Genomic DNA, 14509 nt, shown 5'->3' with positions numbered 1-14509 from the left:
TTTGAGCGGCTCACATATTCTAAAGCCCCCGGCTTTGCCGGGGGATACTTACTAAACGCTAATCGAGGTAATGGATATGGACATTCGCAGAGGCCAATCGGCTAGTAAAATTCTTCCCCGCCAGCCGGATACCCAAGGGCAGACCTTGCGTGCAGGCTTGCAGCTTAACAATTTCAGTGGTTTCTCTCGGACTCAGGCAGGTAAAGGCTTGCAACAGCTGATCAGTCAGTTGCTGAGTCAGCTGAATAAAATACCACCCGGAGAAATTCAGCCGGTGTATGGTTCTGTGGTTACTGACCCCATTCTGGAACAACCCCAGCCGGTGTATGGCGCGGTTGTTGACAACTCCGATAATACTGTGCAGCCGGTGTATGGCGCTATTGTTGATGGCTCAAATACTGTACAGCCCGTGTATGGCTCAGTGATTGTTGATGGCTCCGATAATGCGCAGCCGGTTGGCACCCTTGTTGAAGGTTCCGGTAATGATGGCTTGCCGCCACTTTATGAAGTTACTGCTGATGACGCCAACCAATCTGTGGCCGCTTCCTGAGTGATAGAAGGTTAATCGATATATGGACAGCGTTCTCTCTTCTTCGCACACCAACCATCCGCGTAAACGCCAGTGCTATGCGGTCTGGGAAATCACCCTGAAATGCAATCTGGCCTGCACGCATTGTGGCTCACGGGCGGGTGACGCCCGTAGCCAGGAACTGACAACGGCGGAAGCATTGGATCTGGTGCGGCAGATGGCGGATGTGGGCATCACCGAGGTCACACTCATCGGAGGAGAGGCTTTCCTGCGTCACGACTGGTTGGAGATTGCCCGTGAAATCGTCCGGTGCGGCATGGTTTGCTCCATGACCACAGGCGGTTACGGGATCAATCTGACCACTGCGCAACGCATGAAGGACGCTGGCATCAGCCATTTGTCGGTGTCAGTGGATGGCATGCAGCTCACGCATGATGAGTTGCGCGGCAAAGTCGGTTCCTGGCGGCAGGCGTTTGCCACCATGGGGCATTTGCGGGAAGTCGGCATTCCGTTCGGCGCGAATACTCAGGTCAACCGCCATTCTGCCCCGGAATTTCCGCTGCTGTATCAGGCACTGCTGGAAGCTGGTGCACGCGCATGGCAGATACAGATGACCGTGCCGATGGGCAATGCTGCCGACAATTCGGAAATGTTGCTGCAACCAGCGGAATTGCTGGCGTTCCACCCCTTGCTGGCGCATCTGGCGCAACGCGGGCATCGTGAAGGCTTGATTGTGCAGCCGGGCAATAATTTTGGTTATTACGGCCCGTATGACCGGCTGTTGCGCAGTTTTGGCAGGCCCAATAACGAATGGGCATTCTGGCGCGGTTGTGCGGCAGGCTTGGCGACTATCGGTATCGAAGCGGATGGCGTGATTAAAGGTTGTCCATCGTTGCCGACTTCGGCCTATTCCGGCGGCAATATCCGCGACCATTCCCTGGCAGAGATTTTGCTGGAACGGGAAGAGCTGACCTTCAACCTGAATGCAGGCACCGATCAAGCGACTGACCACTTGTGGGGTTTCTGCAAAACCTGTGATTTCGCGGAGCTGTGCCGTGGGGCTTGCAACTGGACGGCGCATGTGTTCTTTGACCGGCGTGGCAACAACCCCTATTGCCACCACCGTTCGCTGGTGCAGGCGGCGCAGGGTGTGCGTGAACACCTGACCTTATTGCGCAAGGCGGATGGTTTACCGTTTGACAATGGCGAATTCGGCATCACGGAGCTACCGCTGGATGCGCCCTGGCAGGATGATCCACTGCATTTTACAGTGGGGCGTATTCAGTGGCCGGAAGCTTGGCAGGTGGATACAACTGCGATGAGCCAGCAGCTGACAGCCGAGATCCAGCACAATATCGACAATACTTTTAATGCGCTGAATACGCGTGAAGCTGCCTGAGTCGGTCTAAACCGGGGTTGGCTGGCAAGGATGCTACGCCAGCCCCAGTTTTTTTAGCCGGTAACGGCATTGCGGCCCGCTGATCCCCAGGGTGCGCGCGGTTTCCAGCACATTCCCCCCCGCTTTCTGTAAAGCCTTGTCGAGTATCTGTTTTTCCAGCGTTTCAAAATCGATGCCGGACTGCACCATGCGTGATAGCAGGTCGTCCAGCACATCAGGGCTGGCAGAGCACGATTCGAGGCTGCCATCCTTGCCGATCACCATGAAATCGTCCATGGGGGATGGCATTCCCAAGCAGATATGGGTGGACTCAATGCGCGTGTTGTTTTCAGCCAGGATGACACCGCGTTCGAGGATATTTTCCAGTTCGCGGATATTGCCCGGCCATTGGTAGGCGGCAAACCGGCGCAAGGTGTCGTCGGTCACGCCCAGCACATGTTTGCCATATTTCTTGTTGTATTTATCGATGAATTTGAGGATCAGGCCGGGGATGTCGGTGCGGCGTTCGCGTAGTGGCGGGATAGTGATGGGGAATACATTCATGCGGTAATACAAATCGGCGCGGAATTTGCCGTCGCGCACCATCTCCAGCAAATTGGCATTGGTGGCGGCGATCAGGCGTACATCCACGCGGATTTTCTGGGTTCCGCCGACCCGTTCGAATTCGCCGGTCTGGATGGCGCGTAATAATTTGGCCTGTGCGCGTGCATTTAATTCACCCAGTTCATCCAGGAACAGGGTGCCGCCATCAGCGCGTTCGAAACGGCCAGGGCGTGATTTGTCCGCGCCGGTATAACCGCCTTTTTCCACGCCGAACAGTTCTGATTCCACCAGTTCGCGGGGCAGGGCGGCGCAGTTGACGGCAATGAAGGGGCCATCGCGGCGTTTGCCCATCCGGTGTAGGGCTTGTGAGAACACTTCCTTGCCAACGCCAGTTTCGCCCAGCATCAGCACGGTCACATCGGTTTCTGCTGCCTTGTGCAGCAGGTACATGATTTCCTTGATCTGCGGGGATTCAGCAATGATGTTTTCCGGGCGGGCGCAGGCGGTGATTTCCTTGCGTAGGAACAGCACTTCTTCTTCCAGCGAGTGCAGCTTGCGTGCCATGGAATCGAGGGAAAACAGGTGCTTGAGGTCTTCAGCATCTTCCCATTCTTCCAACGGCTTGCCGACGATACGGCATTGTTTGTCACCTTTGCCGACGCACTCCACCTCCTTGAAGTAAATGGGTTTGCCCATGAAATTACTGGTATAGCCGCTGGCGTAACCAAGCAGGTTCCAGCATACGGCATGGTTTGACAGCCCGTACAGACGCATGTGTTCGGCGGCTTCGAACGAGTTTTTCCAAGTGAATTCGCCGTGAAAGGAGCCTGTTTCGGTGTCCATATCGACGGATACCGGCTCGACACTGACCACGCCTTCCAGTGCATGCAGTTGCGGGCCAACCAGGAAGCTGTGCATGGTATCGGCATCGGCGCGGAGTTGTCGGGCGAGTTGGGCGTCTGATTGGGCGGCGGCGTAACCCATCCGCATCAGGATGCCACGGGCGTAATCTTCCCCGAATGATTCAATCAGTTCGCTGCGCATGGAGCCAAAAGCGGAAGCGTGCAGCAGGATCATACGCTGCTGCCCTAGCCAGATATTGCCGGAGTCCTCCTCAAAACGGATCATGGTTTTCAGATCCTGATTGGGGGGGTAGGTGAATTTTTTCCCTTGTCGGCTCATCAACAGACACTCCTCAATGACTGTTATCTCTCCGTCCCCAAGGATACTGGAATTATGGTTGGATGCAATATATATCGATATTTAAAATAATATCGATATTTTTGAGGGTTATGATTGTCGATTAAACCGCTAGTGATTGTTGGGTTGCAAAAGAAAACGCCGCATTTAAGCGGCGTTTTCTGATGTAACAGGCTAAAATTTTGGTGCTATGCCCGCTTGACCAAGCTAATGACGAACAAAAGGATGATTGCGCCAAGGACAGCCCAGATCAGGGTTCCCAAGAGTGGGCCGACGCCCAGGTTAATGGACAGCATGCCGCCGATGAAGGTGCCGATCACCGAGCCGACAATACCGACGATGATGTTGCCGATCAGGCCAAATCCCGCGCCTTTCATGATGATGCCAGCTAACCAGCCAGCAACCGCGCCGATGCCAAGCATGATAAGAATTTGAGTGATTTCTGAACCCATAAAGAGACTCCTTGTTTTCCGTGGGAAATTATATTTTGACGCATGCCACAAATAAGCGCATGCCACAAACAGTATAGGCGCTAATGGGGTAGCTTGTATCTGATTGTATTTATTGAAGCTATTAGCGGTTGTTTTAGGTTGACCAAGCGTCATGTCCGGGCTGGCTAGCCACAGCTAGCGGTGTTGGCTGGGTTTTGTGGCGGCCAGCCGTGCCGCTGTATTAGACTGGTGCGCTTTTTCGGAAAGCGGATGCTTAATTTAATATAGGGACTCTGGATGAAGAGGTCTGTCTTGGTTTTGTTGGCACTGCTGCCAATTGTATTGTTTCCACTGGAAGGCTTGGCGGTTTCGCCGCAACTGGAAATCAGGGATACGGTCGCTATCCCGCCGCTCACGGTGGATGGCGTCAGGATCAGTGAACTGTCAGGGTTGGCGTGGGATCAGGATGAGCAGCTGCTTTATGCGGTGTCTGACAAGGGCAGTATTTTTCATTTCCGGCTGGCGTTGGTTGACAATCGCATCAAGGCGGTTGACCCAGTTTATGCGGCCAAGCTGTTGGATCTGGATGGCTGTCCGCTTGGCAAGGGCAAACGTGATTCGGAAGGGCTGGACGTGTTGAATGCAGCCAATGGCCGCCATGGCGACACCCAACTGGTCATTTCCTTTGAAGGGACGCCGCGCATTGTCCGTTTCACGCCCCAAGGAAAAGCCATTGCCCAGGTGAACTTCCCAGGTCCCATCAGCAATAGGCAGGCCTACCGGAATGGCAACAAAGAGCTGGAGTCAGTGACTTTCCATCCTCGTTATGGCTTTATCACGGCACCAGAGCTGCCGCTCAAAGGGCAACCGATTAATCGGCACACCCTCTATTCAAATAAAGGGCAGCGCTGGTCATTCGACGCCTACCCCGCGGAAAATAGCGGCATCAGTGACTTGGCAACGTTGCCGGATGGCAACCTGCTGATTCTGGAGCGCGCCTGGTCGGGGATTTTCAACCCGTTGGTGGTCAGCCTGCGTTATCTTGATTTCAGCCAATGTTCCAAAGCCGGGGTGTGTCCGGTGAAGGATTTGAAAACCTTGTCCAGCCTTTTTCTGGTTGATAATTATGAAGGGCTTACCCATATTCAGGGCAATCAGTATTTGATGGTCAGTGACGACAACAATGAAGAGTTGTTGCGCACGGCCTTGACCCTTTTCACTCTTGATCTGGTTAAATGAGGTTATGACAGATAATCGGGCGCTGAACCTGTTTTTGTGGATGTTGCTGGGTGTCTTGTTGCTGTGGGTGGCGCAGCCGGTATGGGTTCCGCTGCTGCATGGCTCGTCTGCATCTGTTGCGCCACGTCCGGTTGTCGCCCGTGGCGATCTGGCGGCGGATGAGCAGGCCGCCATTGCCATTTTTGAGCAGAACAGCCCTTCGGTGGTGTACATCACAACGGTGGAACGTGTGTTGAGCCTGTGGAGCCGCAATGTGCAGGAAATCCCCAGTGGCACCGGCACCGGTTTCGTCTGGGATAAGGCCGGACACATTGTGACCAATTACCATGTGGTGGAGGGGCATAAAAGCGCCAAGGTGCGGCTGTCTGACCAACGGGTGTTTGATGCGCTGGTGGTGGGCGTCAGTCCTGAACATGATTTGGCGGTATTGCAGTTACAGGAAGCGGCTGATGTGCCCCCACCTGTCCAGATCGGCAGCAGCGGCGATTTGCGCGTGGGGCAGAAAGTGTTGGCGATCGGGAACCCGTTTGGTTTGGACCATTCCCTGACTGCGGGGATCATTTCGGCGTTGAAACGCAGCATTGACAGCGAGGACGGTGGCGGCATGGATGGTTTGATCCAGACTGACGCAGCGATCAATCCTGGGAATTCTGGCGGCCCGTTGCTGGATAGCGCAGGCCGTCTGATTGGCGTCAATGTGGCGATCTATAGCCCATCAGGCGCATCGGCAGGGATCGGCTTCGCCATTCCGGTGGATGTGGTGAACCGGGTCGTCCCCCGCTTGGTCAAGGATGGGCATTACACCCGGGCTGTGTTGGGTGTGATGCTGGATGACTCCATTAGCGAAGCGGTCAATGCAAAACTGGGCACACAGGGCGTCCTGGTGTTGCAGGTTCAACCGGACTCCCCTGCGGCGGAAGCGGGTATCCGTTCCACAGAGTTGACGGCTAGGGATGATTTGGTGCTGGGGGACATTATTCAGGCAATTGATGGCCAGCCAGTTAACAGCGCCGACCAGTTAAACGCGATCCTGGACAATTATGTGCGTAATGGCAAAGTGAAAGTCACCTTGTTACGGGAAGGCAAGCAAACCTTGGAGGTGGAGGTGGTTTTGTCCCTGTTCCGATGACTGTTGCAGGGCAGGGTGGATAAGTTTGTTCAGCTTTCATTAATATTGATTTATTTTGCATAAAAATAAATCATGACAAAATTTATAGCCCAGCATGTAGAATGACTGTTGCTGAATCTCCTTATCTAGTGACTTGGTTGAGAAGCTTTCAGTCTTTTATACCCCCGACTCCCCTGGTCGGGGGTATTTTATTGGCGGCTTATGCCTGATGGTAAATTTTGCCGCCGGTCTTGACGAATTCCACCGCTTTTGCCTCCATCCCCTTCTGCAAGGCTGTTTCAGCGTCCACCCCTTGGCTGATGGCGTAGTCACGCACGTCCTGGGTGATCTTCATTGAGCAGAAGTGTGGGCCGCACATGGAGCAGAAATGCGCCACTTTTGCGGAGTCTTTCGGCAAGGTTTCATCATGGTATTCCCGCGCCCGGTCAGGGTCGAGGCCAAGGTTGAACTGGTCTTCCCAGCGGAATTCAAAGCGTGCCTTGGACATGGCGTTGTCGCGCAGCTGCGCGCCCGGCCAGCCTTTGGCTAGGTCGGCGGCATGGGCGGCGATCTTGTAAGTGATGATGCCGACGCGCACGTCTTCCTTGTTCGGCAAGCCCAGGTGTTCTTTCGGGGTGACGTAGCAGAGCATGGCGCAGCCGTACCAGCCGATATTGGCGGCACCAATGCCGGAAGTGATGTGGTCGTAGCCGGGGGCGATGTCAGTCACCAATGGGCCAAGCGTGTAGAAGGGCGCTTCGAAACAGTCCTGCAATTCCTTGTCCATGTTTTCCTTGACCATATGCAACGGCACATGGCCAGGGCCTTCGATCATCACTTGCACATCGTGTTTCCAGGCGATGCTGGTCAGTTCGCCAAGGGTTTCGAGTTCGGCGAACTGGGCGCGGTCATTGGCGTCAGCGGCGGAGCCGGGGCGCAGGCCATCACCCAGCGAGAAGCTGACATCGTAGGCCTTCATGATTTCGCAGATGTCTTCAAAATGGGTGTAGAGGAAGTTTTCCTGGTGATGCGCCAAGCACCACTTCGCCATGATGGAACCGCCACGGGAGACAATGCCGGTGATGCGGTCGGCGGTCAGCGGAACATAGGCAAGGCGCACCCCAGCATGGATGGTGAAGTAGTCCACGCCCTGTTCGGCCTGTTCGATCAGTGTGTCGCGGAAGATTTCCCAGGTGAGGTCTTCGGCCTTGCCATTGACCTTTTCCAGCGCCTGATAGATGGGGACGGTGCCGATCGGCATTGGCGCATTGCGCAAGATCCACTCGCGGGTTTCATGGATGTTTTTGCCGGTGGAAAGGTCCATCAGCGTGTCGCCGCCCCAACGGGCTGACCACGCCATTTTTTCCACTTCCTCTTCAATGGATGAGGTGACGGCGGAGTTGCCGATATTGGTGTTGATCTTTACGCGGAAGTTGCGGCCAATGATCATCGGCTCCAGTTCCGGGTGGTTGATGTTGGCGGGAATAATGGCGCGCCCGGCGGCGACTTCCGCGCGGACAAATTCAGGCGTGATCTCGTTCGGTAAGTTAGCTCCCCAGGCATGGCCGGGGTGCTGGCGCAGCAGTTTGGCGTAACGCATGTCGTTGCGCAGTTCCTGCAATTTCAGGTTTTCGCGGATGGCGACATATTCCATTTCCGGGGTGATGACGCCTTGGCGGGCGTAGTGCATCTGTGAGACGTTTTTGCCCGCTTTGGCGCGGCGTGGCGCGCGCAGGTGGGCGAAGCGCAGGTGGGCAAGGCGCGGGTCATTTTGGCGGGCGAGCCCGTATTCGGAGGTGGGGCCAGCCAGCTGTTCGGTGTCATCGCGTTCCAGAATCCAGTTCAGGCGCACATCGGGAATGCCTTCCAGCAGGTTGATCTCAACGGCAGGGTCGGTGAAGGGGCCGGAGGTGTCATAGACCGGGATCGGCGGGTTTTCTTCCGCGCCAAAGCTGGCCGCCGTTGGTGCCTGGTCGATTTCGCGCATGCCGACGCGGATGTCCGGGCGTGAACCCGGTACATAGACTTTGCGGGAGTTGGGGAAAGGGCGGGTGACTTCGCTGGATAATTCAGCTGTTTTTTGCAGGAAGGACTCAGGTATTGCGCTCATTATGTATATGCTCCATGTCAGACAGGGAGTCCCTCCACGCAGATGCAGGAGCCTCCCTCCAGCGGTATGATCCGTATCAGGTTCCAAGGGTATGATCTCAGCCTGCGAACAGGCACCCCCGGCTCGTCAATGCCGCACTGTAACAGATTCATCATGAATCAGGTATAACCCATCGGTTTGCTCTGAGAAAAGCGGGCACAGTGCAACTACTCAGCCGTCTTGCTGGGTTATCTTCGCTTTATTGCGTTACCTTTACGTTAAGTTTTGGCGGCGCAAGATTTTAAGTGCGGGAGGTGGGTCATTCCGCCTTGTTGCGCAGCACAAGCACATCACAATGGGCCGACCTGACAACGGAATCCGCCGTGGAGCCAAGAAATCCCATAAAGCCCTTTTTGCCGCTATGGGCGATGACAATCAGGTCAACTTGTTTGGCGTCTGCAAAGTCAAGAATGCTGGTGTGGGTTGAAATGCCTTCTTCAATGGCCCGGTCAACATTTAAGGGCAGGTCGTATTGTTCCGCCAGTTCACGCATTTTTTCTTGTGCGGCGGTGAGGTGCTGTTCACGAATCTCCTCGCTTAACACTAGGCCTGACGGTTCCCCAAATGGTTCAGCGCCGACCGGGGCGTCTTGCACCACATGCAATAAGGTCAGGCGTGCATCATGGGTTTCGGCTATTTCCAGTGCCCGTTTGATGAGTTCACTGCTTCTCGCCGAGAAATCAACTGGAGCGAGAACATGTTGATAACGTTGCATATAGACACCCTCCTTTTGCTTATGTTGTAGATATTTATCATAGTTTTTAGTCTAGAGGAAAGAAGCGGTGGGAAAGTTGAGCTATATCTGTATCTGTTGAGATTGTTATGCCAATATTCAGGTTACAGACAGGTTTTGAAGATAAGGAGTGTCCGTGTCCAAATGGGTTGTAAGCCGGGTTATTGATATCTTGATTGCTTTCACGCTGGCGACATTGTTGTTGTGGTTTGGGGCGATCAGCCATCCAGAGTTTTTCCCTGAAAGCTTTTTTCAGTATTGGGGTTCCACCATGCCCGCGTCGGTGACGGCCACTAAAACTGTTCTGGTCAAGTAGAACCGTTAGATTTGGTTGCTTTCTTCGGCTCTTCCAATATGGCCCCTGAAATTCTTTATCTGGATGATTTTCTGGTTATCGTTGACAAGCCTGCCGGTCTGCTTTCCGTGCCGGGGCGTGGTGTTGACAAGCAGGATTGTCTGGCTGGCCGGGTTCAGGCCCAATTCCCTGGCACCCTGATTGTGCACCGCCTCGATATGGGCACATCCGGCGTTATGGTGCTGGCGCGCGGTAAGGCGATGGAGCGGGCGTTGAGCATCCTGTTCCAAGCGCGCAAAGTGAGGAAGCGCTACGTGGCGGTAGTGGCTGGCCGGTTGGGGCAAGAAGAGGGGGAAATCAACCTGCCGCTGATTGCCGACTGGCCAAACCGGCCGCGCCAGATGGTGAGTTTTGAACTGGGCAAGCCTTCTTGCACACGTTACCGGGTGCTTGGGTACGATGTGGTGGGGGATATTTCCCGCCTGGAGCTGGAGCCAGTGACCGGGCGTTCCCATCAGTTGCGGGTACATTTGCAGGCGCTGGGGCACCCGATCCTGGGTGATGAGCTATATGCAGGTGCGCAAGTGTGCGCCAAAGCAGGGCGTTTGCTGCTGCATGCGGCCGCCATTGAGTTTGCACATCCCCTAACAGGGGAGCTTGTGGCTGTCAAGAGCAATGTTCCGTTTTAAAATGTCTGTTGTCAGGAAGGAGCGGTTTGCGTCAGAATCCGCATTCCATTTTCTGAACTCTGTGGGCTAACAGATTTCCAATTCACATGCGAGAGACAACAAATCATTGAGGTGTTCATTATGAAAATTTCCATGCGTACCCTGTTGATCAGCGCCGTTTCTGCGGCGATGCTGGCTGGTTGCGGCCCCAATGGGGAAATGACCCGCGCTGAACAGGGCGCTATTATCGGCGCTTTGGGCGGCGCAGTCGTTGGCAAAAATACCGGCGATAAAGACCGTGGCCATACGGTGGCGGGTGCTGTGGTCGGCGGCTTGGCCGGTGCCGCCATCGGCAACTATATGGACCAGCAGGAGGCGGCCCTGCGCCAGCAATTGCAAGGTACTGGCGTACAAGTGCAACGTCAGGACAACAACATTATCCTGACCATGCCGGACGCCATTACCTTCGACTTTGGCCGCGCTGAGGTCAAACCGCAGTTCTATGGTGTATTGAACAATCTGGCGGGTACGCTGAACCAATTCCCGGATACCCGCATCCAGATTGCTGGGCATACCGATAACATTGGGAGCGACGCTTCTAATATGCAGTTGTCCCAACAGCGCGCCAACAGTGTGCGCACCTACCTCGCCAGTGCAGGTGTGGCGGCGCAACGTATGCAGGCCGTGGGGTTCGGCGAAAGCCGTCCAGTGGCGGATAATGGCACTGATGCAGGCCGTGCGCAGAATCGCCGGGTTGAAATCACACTGATTCCGGTGCAGCAGCAATAATTCTGTAATCGTCCGGAATCTGATAAATACACTATAATCCGTTATATGATGAAGGCTCCATAGGGAGCCTTCCTTATATAAAAAGTGGATGTCAGCGTGCGGGAACAGATTCCAAACATCATCACAGTCGTCCGTATCCTGTCCATAGCGCCGATTTGCTGGTTGTTGTGGCGGGAATCTTATGCCCTGGCGCTGGTTTTGCTGGTGCTGGCAGGTTTGTCCGACGCGTTGGATGGCTTTCTGGCGCGCCGTTACGGTTGGTTCACAAAGTTGGGGGCAATGTTGGATCCGATGGCCGACAAACTGTTCGTTGTGTCGGTTTTCATCGTGTTTGGCCTGAAAGGTGATTTGCCATGGTGGCTGATTGCCCTTGTCATTGGGCGGGATGTGGTGATCGTATTGGGCGCAATCGCCTATCGCCTGGTGACGGACAGGTTGGATATGCGCCCCCTGATGATCAGTAAACTGAACACGGGTTTGCAGATTTTTCTGCTGGCGGCGACTTTGTTGAGCGCGGCCCTGTTTCCTTTGCCCGAATGGTTCAACCAAGGCGTGCAATGGGTGGTTGCGGTGACGACAGTGTTGAGCGGGGCTGCGTATGTCCTGTTGTGGGGCCGCTACGCCATGAGCGGAGGAAAAGCGTGATGCTGGAAAATGGGCGTTGGTTCTGGCTGGTGGTGGGGGGCGTGAGCCTCGCCTTGTTGATGTTGCTGGCCCCTATTCTGACCCCCTTTCTGGTGGGGGCTTTTCTGGCTTATTTGGGCGACCCGCTGGCTGACCGGCTGGAGTCTTGGGGGTTATCCCGCACCTTGTCAGTTTCTGTGGTTTTTTTGGCCACATTCTTGCTGATATTGTTGTTTTTCCTATTTCTGTTGCCAGTGCTGGAAACCCAGGTGAAGCTGTTTGTCAGCATGGTGCCACGCTACCTTGATTGGGGCGTGAATGTGCTGGGGCCTTATTTGCATGCAAAGTTTGATGTCGATCCCAGTGTCCTGGAAGTGGATAGGCTGAAAGATCTTGTTACGTCACACTGGAAAGAAACGGGTGGTTTTATTCGTAACGCTATCCAGGCCATTTCCAAATCGGGTTTCGTTGTGTTGGGTTGGGTGGCGAATCTGGCATTGATTCCGATCATTACCTTCTATTTGCTGCGCGATTGGGATCGGATGGTGGCGTATATTGATGATTTGTTGCCGCGTTCTGTGGAGCCGCTGGTGGCGAAGTTGGCGCGGGAATCAGATGAGGTGTTGGGCGCATTTTTGCGTGGGCAACTGTTGGTGATGCTGGCGCTGGCTTGTATTTATGCGTTGGGGCTGTGGTTGGTAGGGTTGGAATTTGCCTTGCTGATCGGCTTGGTTGCAGGGTTGGTCAGTTTTGTGCCTTATCTTGGCTTGATTGTCGGGGTAAGTATCGCTGGGGTTGCTGTCCTGTTCCAGACGCAGGATGTCTTCCATTTGTTCTGGGTGATGGTTGTGTTTGGCGTGGCGCAGGTGATTGAGGGCACGGTATTGACTCCGCTGTTGGTGGGTGAACGTATTGGCCTGCATCCGGTGACCGTGATTTTTTCGGTGCTGGCAGGTGGGCAGTTATTCGGATTTTTCGGTGTGCTGCTGGCGTTGCCGGTGGCTGCGGTGCTGGCGGTGATCATGCGGCACATCCATGCCACTTACAAGCAAAGTCATATTTACGGCACTGATGCGCCTGCACCGCCACCGCTGGTTGGGCCAGAGATTCGTAACGGGGAGGATATTGATTAAAAATGACGCAGCAACTGACATTGAGTGTTGGCATGAGGGAAGGGCAACGCTTTAGCTCTTTCTTTGTCACGCCGGAAAATGCTGAGTTGCTGGGGGTTCTGAAAAGAAGCCTTGGGCAAAGCTTTTTACAGTTATTTTTGTGGGGGGATGCGCGGGCCGGAAAATCCCACCTGTTGCAGGCATGTTGTGAGCGCTATTTTCAACAGGGGTTGACAGCTGCTTATCTGCCGTTAGGGGGGTGTGGGCGTTATGGCCCCAAAGTGCTGGAAGGTCTTGACAATAAGCATTTGTTTGCCGTGGATGAACTCGACGCTGTCATCGGCCAGCGTGACTGGGAAATGGCGTTGATGAACCTGATCAATGTCTGCCGTGCCACTAACCGTCCATTGATTATGGCGGCGCGTGCCAATCCTCGCCAAATCCAATGCCTTTTGCCTGATTTTTCTTCACGCCTGTTGTGGGGGGCTGATTACCGGGTGCATGCCGTGCATGGTGAGCAATGTATCCAGGCGATGGCATGGCGAGCCCATCAACGTGGTTTTGATTTGCCGGAAAATGTCATGAAATATATTGAACGGCATTACCCTCAGGATATGACTACTCTCATGGCGGTACTGGATCGGCTGGATGTGACCAGTTTGACCAAGGGTCGGAAAATTACACGGGAATTTATTCGTGAAGTGCTGCGGGATTTTAATCCTGCGGAAATCTGATCAAAGCCTAAAATGTTATCATCAAAAAAAGGAGATTGTTATGGCAGTACAAGATTTTCTGGAGCAAATGTTGCAGTCCGGGAAAGAGATGGCCCAAAAAGGGCAAGGTATGGCTGAACAGCAGTTGGGGATTCCGACGGAAGGCGAAGAACGTGACAAAATGCTTTCCGGGTTGAAAACTGGCGCAGCGGCGGCGGGTGTGCTGGCGTTATTGCTGGGCACCAATGCAGGCCGCCGGGTGACTGGTGCAGCCGTTAAAGTTGGCAGTGTGGCGGCTTTGGGCGGTTTGGCCTACCAATTGTATCGCCAGTGGGGTGCAGATGGGGCGCTTGCCAATGGTGGCGTGGCTGAAGCGGCTGAACCGGCTTTGCTGGAGGCGTCTGCGCCTAAAGCCAGTGCGGAAGTCCTGCTGAAAGCGATGATCGCCGCCGCCAAAGCTGATGGGCATGTCGATTCCGCCGAGCTAGAAAAAATTCGTCAGGAATTAAGCGCAACTAATCTGGATGGCGATGTCAATGACTTGATTTTGAGTGAGCTTGCCCAAGCGCGCAGCGCTACAGATATAGCCTCTCTTGCCAATAATAATGTCGCAGTGGCCACTGAAATTTATTTGGTTTCGGCTGCTGTGATTGATGAAGCGAATGAGGCGGAAAAAACTTATCTTGTTGATTTGCGCAACGCCCTGCAATTGCCCCAAACCATCAACGATGAAATGAAGCCATTGTAATTGAGGGTTCCCCCTGATTTTTTCCTATCAAGGGAAAAATCAGGGCTTCTTGTTTTTTAAATCTTCTTCAAATACATCTTTCAAACGGCGCTCTAACGCCTTGCGTTCCAAATAATCCTCAACGTTCCGCCGCACAACATGCGGCTTTATTTTTTTGCCATCTGCTGTTGGAGGAAGTTTTTCAATGTTGAAAAACTCTTCTTCTTGATCAATTTCATACTCTTTATTA

Annotated in this window: 16 protein-coding genes and 1 riboswitch; of the genes, 11 read left to right on the top strand and 5 right to left on the bottom strand. The window is 54.1% G+C overall.

All coding sequences use genetic code 11. From position 1 onward, the window contains the following. Positions 1–70: 70 nt before the first annotated feature. Together VSS37_RS07805 and VSS37_RS07800 are read left to right on the top strand one after the other, a co-directional pair. Positions 71–550, top strand: coding sequence for a hypothetical protein (locus VSS37_RS07805; protein ID WP_324694267.1), 480 nt, complete (start codon positions 71–73; stop codon positions 548–550). A gap of 22 nt (positions 551–572) precedes the next feature. Further along, positions 573–1928 carry a radical SAM/SPASM domain-containing protein gene (locus VSS37_RS07800; protein ID WP_324694265.1) on the top strand — a complete coding sequence of 452 codons (1356 nt, stop codon included), beginning with the start codon at positions 573–575 and terminating at the stop codon, positions 1926–1928. A 33-nt stretch (positions 1929–1961) separates the two neighbouring features. Here VSS37_RS07800 and VSS37_RS07795 read toward each other — a convergent pair whose 3' ends face one another. Further along, a complete protein-coding gene (locus VSS37_RS07795; RefSeq protein ID WP_324694264.1) occupies positions 1962–3653 on the bottom strand; it encodes a sigma 54-interacting transcriptional regulator in 1692 nt (563 codons plus the stop codon). Positions 3654–3859: 206 nt separating this feature from the next. Next, positions 3860–4123, bottom strand: a complete 264-nt coding sequence (locus VSS37_RS07790; protein WP_324694263.1) for a GlsB/YeaQ/YmgE family stress response membrane protein — start codon at positions 4121–4123, stop codon at positions 3860–3862. 276 nt (positions 4124–4399) lie between these two features. Between VSS37_RS07790 and VSS37_RS07785 the strand changes: the two genes are divergently transcribed. Both VSS37_RS07785 and VSS37_RS07780 read left to right on the top strand, forming a co-directional pair. Continuing rightward, the gene (locus VSS37_RS07785; protein WP_324694262.1) at positions 4400–5341 is read left to right on the top strand and encodes an esterase-like activity of phytase family protein; all 942 of its coding nucleotides are present in this window, start codon (positions 4400–4402) and stop codon (positions 5339–5341) included. 4 nt (positions 5342–5345) lie between these two features. Continuing rightward, positions 5346–6470, top strand: a complete 1125-nt coding sequence (locus VSS37_RS07780; RefSeq protein WP_324694261.1) for a S1C family serine protease — start codon at positions 5346–5348, stop codon at positions 6468–6470. Positions 6471–6669: 199 nt separating this feature from the next. Here VSS37_RS07780 and thiC read toward each other — a convergent pair whose 3' ends face one another. Beyond that, positions 6670–8559, bottom strand: coding sequence for a phosphomethylpyrimidine synthase ThiC (thiC, locus tag VSS37_RS07775; protein WP_324694259.1), 1890 nt, complete (start codon positions 8557–8559; stop codon positions 6670–6672). A 36-nt stretch (positions 8560–8595) separates the two neighbouring features. After that, positions 8596–8689: riboswitch (TPP riboswitch) on the bottom strand. Between the two features lie 168 nt (positions 8690–8857). Then, positions 8858–9313: a universal stress protein gene (locus VSS37_RS07770; RefSeq protein ID WP_324694258.1), complete on the bottom strand. Its 456-nt coding sequence runs from the start codon at positions 9311–9313 to the stop codon at positions 8858–8860. 154 nt (positions 9314–9467) lie between these two features. On the opposite strand from VSS37_RS07770, the gene VSS37_RS07765 reads away from it, so the two are divergent. The 7 genes from VSS37_RS07765 (at position 9468) to VSS37_RS07735 (ending at position 14280) form a co-directional block, all read left to right on the top strand. Continuing rightward, complete coding sequence (locus tag VSS37_RS07765; protein ID WP_324694257.1) at positions 9468–9647, top strand: hypothetical protein; 180 nt, start codon at positions 9468–9470, stop codon at positions 9645–9647. Between the two features lie 38 nt (positions 9648–9685). Beyond that, on the top strand, positions 9686–10315 hold the full coding sequence (locus tag VSS37_RS07760) for an RluA family pseudouridine synthase (RefSeq protein ID WP_324694256.1): 630 nt from the start codon (positions 9686–9688) through the stop codon (positions 10313–10315). A 120-nt stretch (positions 10316–10435) separates the two neighbouring features. Continuing rightward, a complete protein-coding gene (locus VSS37_RS07755) occupies positions 10436–11083 on the top strand; it encodes a YiaD family glycine zipper/OmpA-like lipoprotein (RefSeq protein ID WP_324694255.1) in 648 nt (215 codons plus the stop codon). 96 nt (positions 11084–11179) lie between these two features. Continuing rightward, positions 11180–11728, top strand: coding sequence for a CDP-alcohol phosphatidyltransferase family protein (locus VSS37_RS07750; RefSeq protein WP_324694254.1), 549 nt, complete (start codon positions 11180–11182; stop codon positions 11726–11728). Next, positions 11728–12840 (top strand): AI-2E family transporter, encoded by a 1113-nt coding sequence (locus tag VSS37_RS07745; RefSeq protein WP_324694269.1) that lies wholly within the window; start codon positions 11728–11730, stop codon positions 12838–12840. Before VSS37_RS07750 ends, VSS37_RS07745 begins: the two co-directional genes overlap by 1 nt. Positions 12841–12842: 2 nt before the next feature. Then, positions 12843–13553 carry a DnaA regulatory inactivator Hda gene (hda, locus tag VSS37_RS07740; protein ID WP_324694253.1) on the top strand — a complete coding sequence of 237 codons (711 nt, stop codon included), beginning with the start codon at positions 12843–12845 and terminating at the stop codon, positions 13551–13553. Between the two features lie 40 nt (positions 13554–13593). Then, positions 13594–14280, top strand: a complete 687-nt coding sequence (locus VSS37_RS07735) for a tellurite resistance TerB family protein (RefSeq protein ID WP_324694252.1) — start codon at positions 13594–13596, stop codon at positions 14278–14280. 39 nt (positions 14281–14319) lie between these two features. Here VSS37_RS07735 and VSS37_RS07730 read toward each other — a convergent pair. Then, positions 14320–14509, bottom strand: a 190-nt coding sequence (locus VSS37_RS07730) for a PA3496 family putative envelope integrity protein (protein ID WP_324694251.1), incomplete at its 5' end; no start/stop codon positions are given.

The organism is Candidatus Thiothrix phosphatis, assembly GCF_035668035.1.
In the GTDB taxonomy this organism is placed as follows: Bacteria; Pseudomonadota; Gammaproteobacteria; order Thiotrichales; family Thiotrichaceae; genus Thiothrix; species Thiothrix phosphatis.
Note: the sequence above shows the minus strand (reverse complement) of the source record. Positions and strands in the feature narration are given on the sequence as shown.